This window comes from Meiothermus cerbereus DSM 11376 (assembly GCF_000620065.1).
Classification (GTDB): Bacteria; Deinococcota; Deinococci; order Deinococcales; family Thermaceae; genus Meiothermus; species Meiothermus cerbereus.
This window is the reverse complement of record NZ_JHVI01000017.1, coordinates 70,465-88,005: the sequence shown is the minus strand read 5'-3', so window position 1 is coordinate 88,005 and position 17,541 is coordinate 70,465. Positions and strand designations below refer to the sequence as shown.

Sequence of the window (17,541 nt, the reverse complement as noted above, 5' to 3'; positions counted from 1 at the left end):
ATTTATTGTGGTGGCCGTGCTGGCTTTGCTGGGCCTTGGAGCCTACTTCTTCCTGGGGCAACGTTCTGGCAGTCAGGCCCAGGTGGGCAGCGGTACGCTTTGCACCAACCAGCCCCCCGCCGCGACTGGCCTCACCAACGAAGGCATTACCGCCCTTCGCATCGAAGACCTTAAGGAAGGCAGCGGCCCCCAGGCCATTACCTCCAACACCGTGCGGGTGCAGTACATCGGACGCCTGGTCGATGGCAAGCAGTTCGACACCTCCTGCCAGCCAGGCCGCTCCCCTTTCGAGTTCACCCTGGGTGCAGGGCAGGTGATTCCCGGCTGGGAGTCGGGCATCGTGGGCATGCGCGTCGGCGGCCAGCGCCGCCTGATTATCCCGGCCAACCTGGCCTATGGCGAGCGCAGCCCCAGCCCCGATATTCCCCCCAACTCGGCCCTGATTTTCGACGTGGAGTTGCTGGAAATTAGGTAGTACCAGGACGCTGACCGTCCAGCAAGAGGCTTGGCGCAAAAGCCATCTGCACACCGCTTTGGCCGCGACAGCTAGCTGTGCTGACCAGGAGCTTATAGAGGCTGCGGGTATACTTGAAGGAAGCTGGCACCCAGGGTGCAAACTTCCTGTGGGTGGCCTCGAGGCTTTTTGGAGTGAATAGATGCGGTTCGTGGTATTGAGTGGACAAAGCGGCGCAGGCCTGACCTCGGCCAGGATGGCCCTGGAAGACTTGGGCTATTTTTCGGTAGACAATATTCCACCTCCGCTATGGGCCGACCTGCTCAAAACCGTGGAAGCCCAGAACATCCACAAGGTGGTGGTGGTGGTCGACATCCGAGCCCGCAATCTGTTGAGCGAGGTGGAGCGGGTGCTCAGCGAGCTCAAGCCCTTTATCATCTTCCTGGAAGCCAAATCGGACATCCTGCTCAAGCGTTACAACCTATCGCGCCGCCTCCACCCGCTGGGCATGGGCAACCTGCTACGCGAGATTGAAGAAGAACGCCTGACCCTGGCCCCCCTGCGCGACCGCGCCGACCTGGTGATTGACACCTCCGAGCGCACCCCGCGCCAGCTCAAGGAGGCCCTCGAGGCAGCCCTGGGTGAAGAGGAAAGCTTCTTGCTGCGCATCTTTTCCTTCGGTTTTAAGTGGGGGCCGCCGCAGGATGCCGATCTGGTACTGGATGTGCGCTCACTGCCTAACCCCCACTACGACCCTGTGCTCAAAGCACGCCCCGGCACCGACCCCGAGGTCGCCACCTATGTGTTCGCCGAGAAAAAAAACGAACCCCTCTACCGCACCTTGCTTGCTACCATTGGGCTCTCGGCAGAAGGTGCTCGCCAGACCGGACGTGCTGCATACACAGTAGCCATCGGTTGTACCGGAGGCCAGCACCGCAGCGTAGCGGTGGCAGAGCGGCTGGCCCAGGAGCTCTCGAGCCGCTTTCGGGTGGAGCTCGAGCACCGCGACCTGGAAAAAGCCATGCAGGCTTGAGCGAGAAAAGCGAATATGATCTGGAACAAGGCCAAACGCCCCAACCTGCGGGCCATCGCCCAGAGCCTGCGAACCAACCCTGCCGACGACCGCTTCTTTAGCTCGTTGCGCTGGCTGTTGCCAGGAATGCGGGTCAAGCGGTATGCGTTTTTAGCCGCCCTGGGCATGCTGTGTATGTTCACCGGAGTGGTTCATCTCTCGTGGCAAACTTCCTTCCTGCCCTGGTTCTTGCAGACCACCCGCTGGGCCGGTTATTTTTCCATTCCGCTATGGGTCTCGGGGGGGCTTTGGCTGGTGGGCGGCCTGATTCTGTTCTTAACGGGTCTGCGCTGGATGAACCGCAGCATGCTCTCGGCCATCACCGACCCCAGATCGGTTTCTAAACAGGTGTACATTCGCCGCAAGCTCGAGGGCGGCCCCCGCATTGTGGCCTTGGGTGGTGGAACAGGACTTTCGCGCGTGCTGCGCGGTCTTAAGATGGAAACCGCCCACATCACCGCGGTGGTAGCGGTCACCGATGATGGGGGCTCTACCGGACGCCTGCGGGTTTCGTTTGGGGTTCCGGCGGTAGGCGACTTGGTAGACTGCCTGGCTGCTTTATCTGATGCCGAAGGGCTGCCCGAGCTGATGAAGTACCGCTTCCAGCGCGGAGAAGAGCTCAAAGGCCACACCTTCGGCAACCTGATGCTGGTCTCGCTGTCCGAACTCAACCACGACTTTGCCAAGGCCATGCGTCAGGCTAACCAGATGCTGCGCCTGCAAGGAGCGGTATGGCCCGCCACCTACGAGGCGGCCCGCCTTTGGGCCGAGCGCGACGATGGTAGCCGGGTACAGGGAGAGACCGCCCTACGCGAAAAACCGGGCCGAATCCGCAAGGTGGGGTTAGCGCCCTTAGGGGTCGCAGCCATGCCCGAAGCCGCTCAGGATCTGCAAAAAGCTGAGATGATCGTACTGGGGCCCGGTAGCCTCTATTCCAGTGTAATTCCCAGCTTCCTGCCTAAGGGCATCCAGGTAGCCATTCAGCAGTCTCCGGCTAAGCTGGTCTACATCGTCAACATCATGAGCGAGCGGGGTGAGACCGAGGGCATGGATGCCTACGACCATTTTCATGCCATCGAGCAGCATCTGGGCCGCAGACCCAATGTGGTGCTGGTCAACACCGCCCGCATACCCGAGGCCTTGCTGGAGCGCTACCGGGCCGAAGGCCAGGCGCCAGTACGCTTCAATCCCAAGCGCTTCGAGGGCCTGGGGGTACAGCTTGTGGCCGACGACTTTTTGGAGCCCGGTTTTGCCCAACACGACCCCATTCGCCTGGTCAAAGCCCTGATAAGTCTATCCCCTTGATATAAGGCCCCAGACAGGGTAGGATTCGGGTTTGTGGGCCGCTTCAGGCCCACCCATATTTCACTTACATACCTGAGTGGCATTGCTGGGTATTGCAGAAAAACCCCTACGCCATGATCCCCCTACTTTTCTCCGATCCCATAGGCGACGACTACGGCCTGGGCTACGCCTACCCCCGCGCTGCTTTATTTGCCGAGGCCGGTTTTGCCGACCTGACCGGCTTTGAGGCCCTTCGCAGAGGGGAGAAAGTGGTGCTGCGGGTCAGGCTGCGCCGCTACCTTAACCCCCACAACGCCCCCCACGGTTTCTCCCTCGCGACCGTTGGCATTTACATACATACCAAACCAGGCGGCCAGGAAGAGCTGCCCGGCGCCGGTTTCAAAACCCCGCCAGGGCAGGGTTGGAACTGGGCCTACCTGCTTACCGGCTGGAAAGCCGAAGAGCACCGTCCCGACCGTAGTGTGCAGGCTGTATCGGTTACAAAAAATGGTGACTGGCTCGAGCTTTCCTCCAATCTGCCCGCGGGAGACTACGGCTACTATGTGGCCGTAGGGCTTTACGACCCTTTCACCCCCTGGCACTTCCGGCCAGTACGCCCCGGTGGTGGCACCTGGGCCATCGATGGCCCGGCAGGCGCCCCCGCCGCTGTGGACGTACTCTCACCAAGCCAGGTTCGGGCCTACCAGAGTGGTATTTTGCCCCCCGTGCGGGCCATCCAGAATCGCATCCCCTGGGCTATTCTGAGCGCGGCTTTAGGGATGCTGTTTATTCTGCTGGCCTTTCGCTTTCCGCGAAGATGAAACCAGAAAATCGTCCAAAGCCCCAAGTCCAAATCCCGGCATCACGCCCCCAAAACCGGATCCTTGCCAAAAACGCTCCATTTCGCCCCGCACAATCCCTAATAAGAAATGTCTTTGATTTGTTCTTTTTTCTGGGGCCCCGCCTGAAGTGCGGGTAGCATTATAAGAAATGTCTTTGATTTGGTTACTTTATGGGGGCCCCGCCTGAAGCGCGGGTAGCAACATCTTCAAAAACGATGATGCCCTAACCTCTCCGTAACGGAACGATTCAGGCGGGGTTCATATAAGCCGACATTACCTCCGCAGCCCAAATAGGTGTACCCTGAGCTATGCGCGATTTCCTGCTACGCCTGCTGCTTAATACCCTGGCCTTGTGGATCGTGACCCAGGTCTACGGTGGCCTCTTTTTTGCCAGGGGCAGTGGTCTGGGGGAGTATCTTGTGGCCGGGCTGATATTTGGCCTGGCCAACGCCCTGCTCAAGCCCGTGCTACTATTGCTTACCCTGCCTTTTAACGTTCTGACCCTGGGTTTGTTTACCCTGGTAGTCAACGCCGTGATTGTGCTGGTGGTGGCCAGCCTGACCCCCCTGGAGGTGCGCGGGTTTGGCGGCGCTTTGGTTGGGGCCATCCTGCTATCGGTCGTTAGCTTTGGCCTGAACTTGCTAATTGGGCCTTCGGACCAGCGCAAATGAGCCCTAGCGAAAACCCTCGACAGCATTGGGGGCAAAAACCAGCCGGTTACGGGTGCTCCTGCTAGACACCTCGAGGGAACCCACAAAACAAGCGGGAGAAAAAGCTGCGGTTTCCCAGCTCAGCGCGAGCCGGTAATGTAGCTCTCCAGCTCGGCAATCATAAACTCTTGCTGGGTCATGATGGCCTTGACCACATCGCCAATGGAGACCACCCCCACCAGCTTGCCATCTTCTAATACCGGAAGGTGGCGCACGCGGTTGCCAGTCATGAGGTTCATGCAGTCGGCGACCGTGGCGTCGGGGGTGACGGTGATGAGTTCGCCGGTCATAACCTCACCAACCAGGGTGTCTTTGGAAATGCGGCCCATCAGGATAATCTTGCGGGCATAGTCCCTTTCGGAAAAGATGCCGACGAGCTGATCGCCGTCCATCACCATCAGGGCCCCCACATCGTAGGCAGCCATACGCTCGAGGGCCTCAAAAACCGTGGCCCCAGGTGAAATGGCGTACACCGTATTACCCTTGGTCTGAAGCAACTGCCGTACCGTGCTGGTCATAGCGAACACCTCCAAAGAGCGGGTGCGTTAAGGGGTAGGCTTTCCCTTTCTCCAAAGCTTCGTGTGTATGGGTCATTGTACTTCGCCCGGCCTGCTTTGCGGAATAGGGCTATTTGTGACCCCAGGCACCTTTAGGCTGGGGCCGGGCCTCGCGCACCGCCAAGGATAGGGTCAGGGCCGGTATCAGCAACAGCCCCAGCGCGCTTAAGCTCTCGAGCACCCCAAAGCGCTCGATAATAGGCCCTACCACCCCATACAGCAAGCCCGCAAACCCCCAGGTGAAGCCCATCAAAAGCCCCGAAACTGTGGCCATCTGGCTGGGTTCGTGCTCCTGGGCCATGGTGACCGCTACCGGTACGCCCGCGTTCATCAAGGCCCCCGTTACCCCCAGCAAGACCACATAAAACCAGTTTTCCGGCGGAACCAGCAGCAAGGCGACGTACAGCGGAATAGCAAAAAACATGGTACCCACCAGCACCTTGCGCCGCCCCATCCGATCCGATAAGGTACCGCCCAGAAAGGCTCCGATGGTTGCCGAAATGCTATAGATGGAAAGGGTCAGGGCCACCTGGGCGTCGGGGATTCCGCGTTGGTGAAACCAGAAGGGGATGGTGGTCGAGAAGCTCATAAACACGACGCTGCGCAGGGTCGAGACCGCCCACAAGCGAGCCACATGCCCACGAAAAACCCGCTGCAAATCGGCGAAGGTTGAGGGCTTGGTTTGCAGCCGGGTGGGGGGTGCCTGGCGCAGCAGCAAAAAAGCAGGTATCAGGGCCAGGGGAATCAACCAGGCCAGGGCTTGCAGCCCGCCCTGGTTCACCGCGGTAAGTGATACGATGGGGCCCAGCGAGATGCCAATATAGCCCCCCGTACCAAAAAAGCTCATCCAGAAGCCCCGCCGGGCCGGATCGGCATACTGCCCCACCAGCGCAGCGCCTGCCGAGTGAAACAGGGCCGAACCCAGCCCCGACAAGGCCAGCACAGCGCCCGCGACCCAGAGATTGGGGAAAAATCCCAGCAGGCCACCGCCCAATGCCATGAGCAGCGGCCCCAATGCGGCCAAAACCCGGCGGTCGTAGCGGTCGGCCACCAGTCCAGCCAAGGGCTGTAAGAGGCTGCCAGTGAGGGATTGCAAGGCCACCAGAACCGACACCGCCCCGTAGCTCACACCAAAAGCAACCTGGAGCTTAGGCAGCAAAGGGGTCAGAAATGCGCCGAACAAGTCGTTGGTGGCATGTAGCCAGGAAAGCAAAAAAGGCAACACCCCAAGAGCATACGCTGACCAGCGGGTCAGGAAAAGCGATGTGGGAATCAAAGAGCAGGTTTCACGAAAATGCGTCTGGGCGCGCTAGCGATACCCTGTCCCGAATTGGGGTTTTGCAAGAAAGATTTGTGGTGCGGGTACTGGGCGAAAAAAGAGTCCCTTACGTCCTTTTGGCTTTCAAAGACCGGGCTGCCTTTTCTGATAATGGCCCTAGGTGGCCTGTCTCAGGTTGTCCAGCACCTCCCAGTCGCCCGGCTCCACCGCGTACAACAAGGCCAGGTAGTAGCTGGCCCAGGCCACGCGGTACCAGTAGCACAGGGCTTTAGCCAGGGTACCTTCGGCCTCGGGCTCGGGCAGCTCGATAATGGTATCGACGCGATTTTCCAGAATTTCCTGGGCGTAGTGCTTGCGCTCGTCGTCGCCGATCAGAACCGCAGCAAGGGGGTCGCCCTGCTCGTGACGGGCCTCGAGGCCCGTCACGAAGAACTCCAGGGCCGAAGGCGGGGGGGTAAAGGAGAGGCTCTTGGCTATGCGGGCAAAGGTTTGCTGTAAGGCCGGGGCCAGGCCGGGATAGCGGTCTGGAACCACCCACATGGGGGTGCGCTCCAAAAGCGAATAGGCCAAAAACTTGGCGGGGTTTTTGCTCAGGCTTACCTCGGGACGCAGGCGGTCGCGCTCGAGCAGCAAGGCTTGGTCTATCCGGCTCAGCTCGGCTTGCTGGCCCGTGGCCAGCAGCAAAAAACGCAGGTAGCGGTAGGTAGCCAGGGGATGCGCCAGCACCTCCACCTCGACGTTCTCACGAAAGCCCAGACGAACGATTTCCGCACCACTCACTGAAGCGTAAAGCCCAGCCCCAGCCGCGCCGCCGAAGTCGTAGCCCCCTTCCAGCACAAACTGCGTCCCAGTAGCGGTAAGCTCCTGGGCAAAATCGCGCGCCAGCTGCGCCGCCCACCAGGCCTCACCAAAACCCACCACCCCATAAGGGGGGGCATACCTGGCCTGAGGAACCGGCCCACTGCCCACCAGATCGCGCAGATCAAAGGCCAGGCCAAACCGGTCGGCCAGGTAGGTTTCCTGGGAGTCGAGGTCGCGCATTCCTTTTCATTGTAGCGGCCTGACGTACCAAAAAAAGAGTTCTTGGGACTTGACCACCCAAGTAAAGTCGGTTTTTGCCTTGCTCATAGCAACGGTTGCAATGGCTTCCCAGCCTTCTCGCAAACCTGGCCTCCGTTCAAATGCGCAGGCAAAAAACTGGACTGCGCTTTGGTATGTGCAGTCTGGGTTTTACGCTTGTGGGACAAATAAGGTAGCCTGAACCTCGCATGTCGCCCCGGGCTGTCCTCATTGCCGCCATGACCGCCGGAACCGCGGTGTCCCTCATTGGGCAGGCCTATCCAACCCTGGCCCCTTACATCCGCGCCGACCTGGGGCTTTCCCTGGCTGCCGTGGGCTTGCTCAATACCTTTGTCTACGTTGGCACCATGCTGGGTTCGCTGCCTTCGGGCTGGCTCACCGATAAGCTGGGCAGCCGCACGGTAATGATTTCCGGAACCCTGGCAGGCGCCGGAGTGGCCGTTGCTATTGCGGTGCTGGCACAATCCCAGTGGGTGCTGGTTCCACTTTTGTTTTTGGTGGGGCTGGTGGTGGCTTCGGCTACCCCAGCCGGGGCTCAAGCGGTGGCCCAGTCGTTTCCGCCGGAGCGGCGCGGCCTGGTCATCGGGTTACGTCAGATGGCCGTGCCCCTGGGGGGAGCGCTGGCCGCGGCCATTCTCCCTGCCGTGGCCTACTTCACCAGCTGGCGCTGGGCCTCGGTAGTGGCAGCCCTCATTGCCATTGCGGCGGCCCTGGTCGCAGCCCGCCTCTACCACGAAAGCCTGCCCCGCAAAACCCCACCCAAAGGCGCTCTTCCTGGGCTAACCCAGGTACTGCGCGAGCGCAACATCCTGCTGGCAGCTACCGCCGGCATGACCCTGCCCACCGGGCAGTTTGTGATGATTACCTACCTGATTTTGTTTCTCAAAGAACGCTATGGGATTCCCGAACTCACCGGCGCCGCCCTGCTCACCGCAGCCCAGTTTACCGGTGCTTTCAGTCGGGTGCTCTGGTCATGGCTTTCCGACAAAATGGGGGGTCGGCGCAAGCCCTTGCTGGTAACGATGGTGGGGCTGGCCGGGCTGAGCGCGCTGGTACTGGCCTGGCTCCCCCCCGGCACACCCCTACTGTTCAAAACCCTCATTGTGGTGCTGTATGGAGCCACCGCCCTGGGCTGGCAAGGCCTACATTTTTCGCTTCTCACCGAACTATCTCCGCCTGGCTGGGAAGGCCGGGTGGTGGGGTTTGGGCTGGTATTTACCTCCATCGGCATCGCCTCGGCCCCCCCCTTGTTTGGCCTGCTGGTTGATTTCAGCAACAACTATGCCCTGGGCTGGATTGCCCAGGCGGCCGTTTTTGGAATTGGGGCCCTGCTGCTTTCCAGCATTGTAGAAAAACCTCGCAGGTAACGGCGTTTTTTCTCATCGGCGCTCTGCAAACGCGCCGCCGTTATATGCCTCTCGGGGATCTTATGTGTATTTTTTCACACACGACGCTGGTGCGACGGGAGTAGGGCATACTCTTCCTATCAAACACGAGGAGGGATAAACAGGGTGATTGTATCTGTGCTGGCATCCGTTCGGAGCTATCCATACCGCACCTGCATCGTACTGAGATAGAACAAGCAGCAGGGTTATTGAATTGCGCACTTGCCAAGGAAGCATTATGAAACAATTCAAGCGCTACAGTTTATGGGCCATCCTGGTTTTGCTAATTGCGGCGTGTGGGGGTACGCCCAACCCAAACAACACACGCTTTGTACCCTATCCAGAAGAAGCCCAGGTGCTGGGGCTGGTCAACGCCTTTCGTAGCCAGGCTCGAGCCTGCGGGGCCCAGCAATTCCCCGCCGCCCCCGCCCTGACCTGGGTCGAGGCGGTGGGCGATGCGGCCTGGTTTCACAGCATCGACATGGGCCGGGCCAACAGCGACAGCCATCAGGGAGCCAGCACCGCAGACCGACTGCGGGCTCGAGGCTTCGACCCCGGCCCGGTGGCCGAGCACCGCGGCCGAACCCGCCTGCCTGCCAACCCCAACGAGGCCTTCAGCGTCTGGGCTGCCGATCCGGTGGCCTGCGCCAACATGATGAACCCCACTTTCACCGTAATGGGTGCTGGCCTGTGGGGCGAGTACGAGAGCGGCAACACCACCGGTCTGGCCTTTTGGACCCACATCCTGACCACCCCCAGGGCTGCCAACCCCCCTCCCACCCCCACCCCTGCCCTTAGCGTCAACCCCACCGCCGCTACCGTGACGGTAGGTGGAGGTGCCATTGCTTTTAGCGCCACCTTGACCAACTCCACCGCCAGCATTAGCTGGATACTGGTCGGGCCGGGCAGCCTCTCCACCACCACGGGCGCCAACACCAGCTATACTCCGCCCAGCACCGGAGGCACCAGCACAGCTATTCTGTCTGCAAGGGCAGGCGACCTTACCGCTACCGCCGCCATCACCATCAATGCCGCCGCACCCGCCCCCACCCTGGACATTACGCCCGCCCAGGCTACGGTGAGTGTGGGTGGGGCTCCCATCACCTTTACCGCCACCACCAATACCAACCAGGCCGTTGGCTGGGCACTGAGCGCCAGCTCGCCCGGAAGCATCTCGAACACCACTGGCACCACCACCACCTACACCCCCCCAGCTACCGGAGGTGCAGGTACGGCCCTCCTGTGTGCGGCGGTTAGCGCCAACCTCAGCAAGTGCGTCACCATTACCATCAACGCTGCCGCACCGGCCCTGACTGTCTCCCCCACCACCGCCACCACTCAGGTGGGCGGAGCCAACGTGATCATTACAGCCTCGAGCAACCAGGTTTCCTGGAGCATGACCGGCCCCGGCACCTTTAGCTGGGCGGGCTCGAGCTTCACCTATATTCCGCCCGCCAGCGGCAACGGAGGTACCGCCACCGTAACCGCTACCCTGGGCACCCTTACCGCCAGTGCGGTCATCACCATTACCCCCCCAGCCCCCCCGCCACCACCCGACCTGGCCCCCTTCCTGGCCCTGATTAATGAGTTCCGTTCGCAGCCTCGAGTCTGCAGGAACGGCGCGGTGGCCGAGAACATGCCGGCTGTCCCGCCCGTGGCTTTCCAGGCGCAACTTAACACCGCCGCCCGCTTACACAGCGAGGACATGGCCGCCAACAACTACTTCAGCCACACCGGCCTCAACGGCAGCACCTTCGTAACCCGCATCCTCGCCACCGGCTACACCGGGGCCCCCCAAGGCGAGAACATCGCCGCCGGCAACACCAACGTACAGGGCGCCTTCGACAACTGGCGCAACAGCAACAGCGGGCACTGCCAGGCCATGATGAGCGCCAACTCCAACGAGATTGGCCTCGGCTACGGCTTCAACGCCAACAGCCAGTGGACGCACTACTGGACGCTGGTGTTCGGTAAGCGCAACTAGCGCTGGTGTTTGCAGGTGGTCTGGATATCGGCGCAGCAACCCCTCGAGCCCCACAAAACGGGCTCGAGGGTACCGGGTTCCCGGCGGCAACCCAGCCCCTCCTCCATAGAGTCCCGCCCTGCAAAGGTTCATACCCTGGCGCAATGCCCCCAAGGCCTGCATTGAAGGCGCTTATTCCCCAGCATCCACTGTCGCACCGCTGCGCCGTATTTTCGAGTTGTTTTTTCGCAGCCAGATCGGAAGAAGGTGCTATGAAGAGATTGACCAGGTTTGCAATCGTTGGCGCCGCTTATCTGATGGCGAGCTGTAGCTCCCTGATTCCGCCCCAGAACGTGCCCAACCCCCTGGGGCTCAGCGGCCAGCAAGTACACGTAGAGGTGGGCGCCAGCGCAGTATCCCGCGCCGCCACCGGGCTGGGAATCATCAAGACCAGTTTTGCCGATGTGGATACCTCCTCGAGCCCCATTCCATTAAGCCTCAAACAAACCCTTTTCCGGGTCGGCTTTGTGTCCGAGGTCAGGCTCAGCGCGCCCAGCAGTTCGTTGCCCTGCACCATCATCCTGACCAGGGTGGACATCCAGGTGCACCTGAAGGACGCCCAGCATGCCTTGACCCTGCCCACCTTTAGCCTCAACAAGGTGGTCGAGCTCGAGCAGCAGCCCACCGACCCCACCGCCTACCGCATCCTTAGCCCCGAGGTGTTTGTGGGCAATGTGCTCGAGGCCGCGGCAGTGCGCCAGCTGCAAGAGCTGATTACCAGCGGCGGCCCCAACCAGGCCGAAATTTACCTGAGCATCCAGGCCACCAGCGTCCCCGAACTGCCCCCCGGTAGCATCCTGACCTTCACCTTTGGCACCACCGAGGCCACGCTGGCCTTTTAGGAGATCTCATGCGCACACGCCTCACACGCTTGACGGGCCTGGCACTGCTGGGCCTGCTGGTGGCCTGCAGCAGCAACACCCGCCTGGCTTTCGAATTTATCGGCTTTTTGCCGGTTTTCTACGTGGTGGAGAACCCCGTCAACCCCACCCGGGCGCGCGAACTGGCGCTGGCGCTGGGCATCGAGACCAGCATCATCGCCAGCGATGGCAGCATTCGCTACCTGGACAAGCACCTCTTTCAGCACCTGCCGATGGTTCCGGTAGGCCCAGGCCCAGCCGACGAGGAGGGCCACATCCCCAGCGAGGAACGCTTCGATTTCGAGGCCATCCGGGCCATCCAGCCCCTGGCCGCGGACGAGGCCCGGCTGCGGGCGGTCTCGGCCCTGCAAAAAGCCGGCCTCAACCCCAGAAGGGCCACCATCAGCGTGGGGCATTCGCGCTTCCAGGCCGTCTCGGTCAGGGGCGAGGCGGTGGCCGATGTAGCGCTCGACACCCAGGTGGACTTCGACACCGTAACCCCCAACAACTATCCCCTGCGCGGGCCGGGGGCCAGCATCAAGGTGGTGTTCGATGGGCAGGGCAAAGTTACCCAGCTTCAGTATGCCTACCGGGTGTTGGCGGAAGGCTCGAGGGCCGCCATCCTCTCCGGGCCACAAGCCCAGCGGCGGGCCGCCGCCCAGTACTTCGGGGTGGACCAAGCCCAGGTCACGCTCCAGGGCCAGTGTGCCCGCGTGCAAGCCCAGGCAGGCAGCCTCTGCTTGCAGTCCGAGCTGGTCTATTACGCACCCCCCATGGGCCTCTCGGTCACCCAGATTGCCCCGCACTATCTGTTTAGCGGCAGGTTTTCGCTGGACGGCACCACTGTGGAAATTCGCCGCCTGTTGATTCCGGCCCTGGCCAACGCACCCGAGGTCGGGTTGAGCGTTACCAGCGATGGCAGCCTCGCCGTAGAAGGCCGGGCCACGGTAAGCGGCGGAAAGGCGCCCTACAGCTACTCCTGGGCTTCTGCCACCACCGCCCTCCCCCTCCATGCCCAGGAGCATAGCATCCGCTACAACGTCTCGAGCCGCGAGGCGGTGTCCCGCGAGACCCTGAGCGTGGTGGTCACCGATGCCGAGGGCATCAGCACCTGGGCCAGCCAGGTCGTCATGGTCAATGCCCCTGCGCCGATGGCTAAAGCCGCCCCCCAGGCCCAGGCCCCGCACACGGTAGGCGCAGCCTGGGTAGGCGCTTCGCAAAACCTGCCGTACTCGGCCCGCAACGTGGGGGGTTTTCTGAGCCAGGCCAGCGAGGCCGGGGTGCAGGTGGCCTTCAACTTTGGCGAGCAACTGGCATACCAGAGCGATTTCGCCCGGGAGACCGACAGCTTCGGCATCGACAGCGTGGACCTGGGCTTCTACACCGGACACGCCAACGGGCTGGGCTTCAGTTTCGTTACCGAGCGCAAAAAACGTTTCTTCTACTCCGAGCAGGCCAGCTGGGGCGAGCGCGACCTCGAGTGGCTGCTCATTGCGGCCTGTGGGCCGCTGCAGGAGTCCGAGTTTGGCATCCCCTGGTGGCGGCAGTGGGGCGGCGCCTTCAACGGGCTGCACCTGCTGCTGGGCTACGCCAACACCACCTACGACAACAGCCACGAGGGCCTGCTGCTGGGCCAGGGCATCTTTGAGCAAAAGCTGCCCCTGCGCCAGGCCTGGGCCAACGCCGCCAGCAGCATCCAGACCCCGGCAGAAATCTACGCCGTGATGGGGGTCTGGGATGCTCGAGGGGTCAACAACTACAACGACCATTTCTGGAACCTGGGCCCGGTGGGCCCGGACATTCCTGGGCCAAGCGTGGAAGGCTTCTGGCGGCTTTCGGGGCCGTCGTAGGCGCAAGCGCACTAGCAACGGGCGAAGCAAGGCAGGCCATGAACCCCCAGAATAACCCCCTCGAGCATTCCCTGGAGAGCACCTGGGTGCTGCGGGCCACGCTGGGGCCGGTGTGGGGGGCCTTGACGGACATCCTGAGCTGGCCGCGCTGGTGGCCCAGTATCCAAAGCGTCCAAAAGGTACAGCCGGGCCGGGCGGGTGGCGTAGAAGCCGTTTACCAGCTCAACGCGCAGGAGCTGCGGGTCTGCGAGGTTCGGCCCATGGAGCTGCTCGAGGCCCACACCTCGCAGGTGCTTTACCGCTGCACCCTGGAGCAGGAGGAGGGCCATACCTTCGTCCACCTGAGCGCGTGGGGCTACCAGGGTGAAAAACACTTTGCCCTGTGCATGTCGGCAGGGGCCAGGGGACTGGCCCAGCACCTGGGGGTGCAGCTGGTGGAGGTAGGCAGTTGGAACGCCACCACCGACCAGAGCATCTTCCCCAACCCCGGCTCCGAAGGAGGTGCAAGGTAGACCGCCCTCGACCCCAAACCCCCTATCCAAAGTAAAGGAGAAGGTTATGCCCAAGTATCTGCTCAAGGTGAACTACGTAGGTGAAGGTATTCAAGGCCTGCTCGAGGAGGGTGGTACACGCCGCAGGGCCGCTGCCGAAGCCCTGGTCAAGTCGCTGGGTGGGAGCCTGGAAACGATGTACTTCGCTTTTGGCGAAACCGACGTATATGCCATCGGCGAGCTGCCAAACACTCAGGCCGCGGCTGCACTGGCGCTCACGCTGGGGGCCAGCGGGCGCGTCACCTGCGAGACCGTGGTGCTGTTGACGCCAGAGGACGTAGACGCCGCCGCCCGGCTGACCCCGCACTACCGGGCTCCGGGTCGGTAGTTCTCGGTGGCGGTTTTCGCTAAGGGCTATTTACAGCCGCAGAGGCGGGGGTCAAATCCTCCACCCTGACCAACCTGCCATCCCTTAGGTGCAGAATGCGCTCGGCCTTGCGGGCGAGCTCGAGGTCATGCGTGACCAGAATCACCGTGCGGCCCTCCCGGGCCTGGTGCAGCAAAAGCTCCACCACCCGGGCCCCCGAGGCCGAGTCCAGGTTGCCAGTAGGCTCGTCGGCAAACAGGATGGGGGGGTTCAGGGCCAGCGCCCGGGCTATGGCCACACGTTGTTGCTCGCCGCCCGAGAGCTTGCTGGGCAGGTGTTTGCCCCGCGGGCCCAGCCCCACCGCCTCTAAAAGCGCGGCAGCCCTGGCGCTGCGCTCCTTGAGGCCCAGCCCCGCCAGCATCATGGGAAAGGCCACATTCTCCAGGGCAGTCAGGGTAGGAATCAGGTTCCACTGCTGAAACACAAAGCCCATATGCTTCAGGCGCACCTCCGAGCGGCCATCCTCGGACAGGGTGGAAAGCGGGGTGGTGTCGAGGCGCACCTCCCCTTCACTGGGCACATCGAAGCCCGCCAGCAGGTTCAAAAGGGTGGTCTTGCCCGAGCCCGAAGGCCCCACAATGGCGGTCAGGCCCGCGGGAAAGCGGTAGGTGAAATGATCCACCGCCACCACATCAATCTCGCCCTGGTGATAGCGCTTGTGCAAATTAATGGCCTCAAGCATCACAGCCTCCCCAGGGCCTCGACCACTTTGAGGCGGCTGGCCGTGCGGGCCGGCAAAAACCCGGCCAGCAAGCCCAGCACGACCGCCACCAACAGGGCAAAAGAGGCCAGGCGGAAGGTTATGGCCGAGAGCGCAACACCCACCTCGCGCCCGGTGTACCAGCTAACCAGCCCCGAAGCCACCTGACCCAGAGCCAGGCCCAGCAGACCTCCCACCACACCCAGCAGCAGGGCCTCGAGCAGCACCAGGCCAAAAATGAAGCCCTGTTTAGCCCCCAGCGCCCGCATCAGGCCAAACTCGCGGATGCGCTCATACACCGACATCATCACGGTGTTGGCCACCAGCAGCCCGCCCACGATGAGCGCCACCAGGCTAATGCCAAAGCGCACCAGGTCGGAAATCCGCACCGCCCGCTCGGCAAAGCGCATCACATCGCCGGTGGTCTGGGCGCTCACTCCGGCAATCCGGGCTTTGATGGCCTCGGCCACCTGGTCGGCGGTAAACCCTGCACTTACCCCCACCGCCGCCGCGGTATAGTTGCGGGTACCCAAGACCTCCTGCACCACGCTGGCTGGCACGAAGATGATGTTATCAGAAAGCCCCCCGCTTCCCTTCAGAATACCCTCCACCCGCAGCGAAATCCTGGGCGAAAGGCGCAAAGCCTTGCCGAGGCTGAGCTGGTTGCGCTCGGCCAGCCGACTGCCCACCACCGCGCCGCGGGGGCTGGGGTTCAGGGCGCCCTCGGCCAGGGTGAGGTTGGGGTAAAGCGCCTTGGGGCTCAGCCCATCCGGTATCCCCTGGAAAACAAAGGAGCTCTGGGGATCAAACCCACCTCGAGTCAGCACCACGTAAGGGATAACCTGGTTAATACCCAGGTCTGGAGCGGCTTTTTTCAGGGCTTCCACCGCTTCCGGGCGAAGTTCGGGATAACCAGGGCTAAAGGCCTCCACGCCTTCGGGCAAGACCAGAACAGCCGGCCCTACTGCAGATAGCTCGGCCCCCAATGCCTTGCGCAGCCCCTCTCCAAACGACATAAAAAGTACCATTGAGGCCGTCGAGACCACAATTCCCAGCAAGGTCAGAATGCTGCGAACAGGCCGGGCCCGCAGGTTGCGATAGATGAGCGCCAATACTTCCACACCTATCAGGATAACCGCAAAAGGCCGCAAAAGTGGGGCATGAGTCCCAGTGTGGGTCGGGGTGTTTTCAGGCTTTAGCCTTGGCGCTAAGCAAATCTACCCGGATGCCCTTGGAGGAGGCTCCCCCACCAGAGCAAGCTGGAAGCAGCTTGCTTTTGCCGATTAATCGTAAACTTAACTATGCACCTCAAGGTAGAAACCCACCACCTTGTTGCCAGGACCCATACGGTCAAGGCGGGAACCTTTCCAGTGGCGCTGTACCACGAGCATGAGCACGGGCTCTACCTCGAGCGAGCCTTCGTAGGGCATCCCAGCTACCGCTACTGGAAGGCCCATATTCTGCCCCAGCATCACCTGCAAATTTGCCAGTACTTTACCCATCAGGACAACTATCCCTTCGAGTTTTACATAGACATCGTACAGGTCGAGCGGGAGGGGCATGTCCTGCGGGTGAGGGACCTGTACCTCGACCTGGGCATCGCCTTCGACAAAACCCTCACCCTGCTGGATACCCATGAATTGTTCGAGGCGCTCAGGGCCGGCCTGATTAGCCTGGATGAAGCCATGCTGGCCACCCAAACCCTGCACGACCTCATCAACCGGCTGGGGCAACACCAAAATAGTCTGGAAGGCACGCTGCGGGCCCAGGGCATTGAGCTGAAATGGGACTGGGAGCTGTCGCCTACCCCCTAACGTTTGCCGAATCGCACCGGCTTCACTGAGATACGCATCAAACCTTTCAATCGGTATCGGCCCTGGCATTAGATTGGGCATGGGCAGCACACGGAGAAAACCCGGACGTGCCCGTGATGGCCGCTAGACCTTCAGGCAGCCGCGAAAGCCCCTGGCGGCGTAGTACGAGTCGGCCCCGTTATGGTATATAAACACGCGGTCGTAGCGCCGGTCGCCAAAGATGGCCCCGCCGAGTTTTCGGATATCGGGGGGAGTCTGGAGCCAGCTCGAGGTCTTGGTGTCGAAAGAGCCTAGCTGCTGCAAGGCCCGGTACTGCTCTTCGGTCAGCAGCTCGACGCCCATCGCGGCGGCCATCTCCAGGGCCGAGCCCGCGGGTTGGTTGTGTTTTCTGGACAAGCGGGCTTCGCGGTCGTAGCAGAGGCTGCGGCGGCCCCTGGGACTCTCTAGAGCGCAATCGAAAAAAATAAAAGCGCCGGTCTTTGGGTCGTGGCCTACCACATCCGGCTCGCCGCCGGTGTTTTCCATTTGCAAAAGCGAGGCCAGCTTATCGGGCTGGGCGGCCAGCCGGGCCTCGACATCAGCCCAGCGTAGCCCTGCGTGACGGTGCGGGTGCTGTTCAAAACGGGTTTTGAGCACCTGCAGAAGCTCGTCGTGCTGCTTTGCGGTCATCGCTGCTTAGTTTACCCGATGGCAAAACCTGGGGTATCCGGAAA

Annotated in this window: 18 protein-coding genes; 12 read left to right on the top strand and 6 right to left on the bottom strand. The window is 61.9% G+C overall.

The window, feature by feature from the left end; all coding sequences use genetic code 11:
* Positions 1 to 7 precede the first annotated feature (7 nt).
* From Q355_RS15620 to Q355_RS0108205, 5 genes are all read left to right on the top strand, one after another.
* Complete coding sequence (locus tag Q355_RS15620) at positions 8 to 475, top strand: FKBP-type peptidyl-prolyl cis-trans isomerase (RefSeq protein ID WP_245597532.1); 468 nt, start codon at positions 8 to 10, stop codon at positions 473 to 475.
* A 181-nt stretch (positions 476 to 656) separates the two neighbouring features.
* Positions 657 to 1,487, top strand: a complete 831-nt coding sequence (gene rapZ / locus Q355_RS0108220) for an RNase adapter RapZ (protein ID WP_027877362.1) — start codon at positions 657 to 659, stop codon at positions 1,485 to 1,487.
* 15 nt (positions 1,488 to 1,502) lie between these two features.
* The gene (locus Q355_RS0108215; protein ID WP_027877361.1) at positions 1,503 to 2,831 is read left to right on the top strand and encodes a gluconeogenesis factor YvcK family protein; all 1,329 of its coding nucleotides are present in this window, start codon (positions 1,503 to 1,505) and stop codon (positions 2,829 to 2,831) included.
* A 113-nt stretch (positions 2,832 to 2,944) separates the two neighbouring features.
* Positions 2,945 to 3,631: a glucodextranase DOMON-like domain-containing protein gene (locus tag Q355_RS0108210; protein ID WP_027877360.1), complete on the top strand. Its 687-nt coding sequence runs from the start codon at positions 2,945 to 2,947 to the stop codon at positions 3,629 to 3,631.
* A gap of 329 nt (positions 3,632 to 3,960) precedes the next feature.
* The gene (locus Q355_RS0108205) at positions 3,961 to 4,323 is read left to right on the top strand and encodes a phage holin family protein (RefSeq protein ID WP_027877359.1); all 363 of its coding nucleotides are present in this window, start codon (positions 3,961 to 3,963) and stop codon (positions 4,321 to 4,323) included.
* A gap of 119 nt (positions 4,324 to 4,442) precedes the next feature.
* Here Q355_RS0108205 and Q355_RS0108200 read toward each other — a convergent pair whose 3' ends face one another.
* From Q355_RS0108200 to Q355_RS0108190, 3 genes are all read right to left on the bottom strand, one after another.
* Positions 4,443 to 4,880: a CBS domain-containing protein gene (locus tag Q355_RS0108200; protein WP_027877358.1), complete on the bottom strand. Its 438-nt coding sequence runs from the start codon at positions 4,878 to 4,880 to the stop codon at positions 4,443 to 4,445.
* Between the two features lie 109 nt (positions 4,881 to 4,989).
* On the bottom strand, positions 4,990 to 6,144 hold the full coding sequence (locus Q355_RS0108195) for an MFS transporter (RefSeq protein WP_027877357.1): 1,155 nt from the start codon (positions 6,142 to 6,144) through the stop codon (positions 4,990 to 4,992).
* A 210-nt stretch (positions 6,145 to 6,354) separates the two neighbouring features.
* Positions 6,355 to 7,239 (bottom strand): SIS domain-containing protein, encoded by an 885-nt coding sequence (locus tag Q355_RS0108190; RefSeq protein WP_027877356.1) that lies wholly within the window; start codon positions 7,237 to 7,239, stop codon positions 6,355 to 6,357.
* 227 nt (positions 7,240 to 7,466) lie between these two features.
* Here Q355_RS0108190 and Q355_RS0108185 point away from each other — a divergent pair, with 227 nt between their 5' ends.
* From Q355_RS0108185 to Q355_RS0108160, 6 genes are all read left to right on the top strand, one after another.
* A complete protein-coding gene (locus Q355_RS0108185) occupies positions 7,467 to 8,645 on the top strand; it encodes an MFS transporter (protein ID WP_027877355.1) in 1,179 nt (392 codons plus the stop codon).
* Positions 8,646 to 8,901: 256 nt separating this feature from the next.
* Complete coding sequence (locus Q355_RS16195; protein ID WP_051529355.1) at positions 8,902 to 10,647, top strand: CAP domain-containing protein; 1,746 nt, start codon at positions 8,902 to 8,904, stop codon at positions 10,645 to 10,647.
* Positions 10,648 to 10,898: 251 nt separating this feature from the next.
* Positions 10,899 to 11,528 carry a hypothetical protein gene (locus tag Q355_RS0108175; RefSeq protein WP_156941892.1) on the top strand — a complete coding sequence of 210 codons (630 nt, stop codon included), beginning with the start codon at positions 10,899 to 10,901 and terminating at the stop codon, positions 11,526 to 11,528.
* An 8-nt stretch (positions 11,529 to 11,536) separates the two neighbouring features.
* Entirely contained in the window at positions 11,537 to 13,396 is a 1,860-nt protein-coding gene (locus Q355_RS0108170) for a DUF6345 domain-containing protein (RefSeq protein WP_027877353.1), read from the top strand.
* Positions 13,397 to 13,434: 38 nt separating this feature from the next.
* Positions 13,435 to 13,908 carry an SRPBCC family protein gene (locus tag Q355_RS16190; protein WP_027877352.1) on the top strand — a complete coding sequence of 158 codons (474 nt, stop codon included), beginning with the start codon at positions 13,435 to 13,437 and terminating at the stop codon, positions 13,906 to 13,908.
* 46 nt (positions 13,909 to 13,954) lie between these two features.
* On the top strand, positions 13,955 to 14,275 hold the full coding sequence (locus Q355_RS0108160; RefSeq protein WP_027877351.1) for a GYD domain-containing protein: 321 nt from the start codon (positions 13,955 to 13,957) through the stop codon (positions 14,273 to 14,275).
* A 19-nt stretch (positions 14,276 to 14,294) separates the two neighbouring features.
* Here the strand turns inward: Q355_RS0108160 and Q355_RS0108155 are convergent, their stop codons facing one another.
* Both Q355_RS0108155 and Q355_RS0108150 read right to left on the bottom strand, forming a co-directional pair.
* Entirely contained in the window at positions 14,295 to 14,996 is a 702-nt protein-coding gene (locus Q355_RS0108155; protein ID WP_036259018.1) for an ABC transporter ATP-binding protein, read from the bottom strand.
* On the bottom strand, positions 14,996 to 16,135 hold the full coding sequence (locus Q355_RS0108150; protein WP_027877349.1) for an ABC transporter permease: 1,140 nt from the start codon (positions 16,133 to 16,135) through the stop codon (positions 14,996 to 14,998). The genes Q355_RS0108155 and Q355_RS0108150 overlap by 1 nt, the downstream gene beginning before the upstream one ends.
* Positions 16,136 to 16,315: 180 nt before the next feature.
* Between Q355_RS0108150 and Q355_RS0108145 the strand changes: the two genes are divergently transcribed.
* The gene (locus Q355_RS0108145; protein WP_027877348.1) at positions 16,316 to 16,828 is read left to right on the top strand and encodes a DUF402 domain-containing protein; all 513 of its coding nucleotides are present in this window, start codon (positions 16,316 to 16,318) and stop codon (positions 16,826 to 16,828) included.
* Between the two features lie 123 nt (positions 16,829 to 16,951).
* Here the strand turns inward: Q355_RS0108145 and Q355_RS0108140 are convergent, their stop codons facing one another.
* A complete protein-coding gene (locus Q355_RS0108140; protein ID WP_027877347.1) occupies positions 16,952 to 17,497 on the bottom strand; it encodes a DUF4256 domain-containing protein in 546 nt (181 codons plus the stop codon).
* Between the last annotated feature and the right edge of the window lie 44 nt (positions 17,498 to 17,541).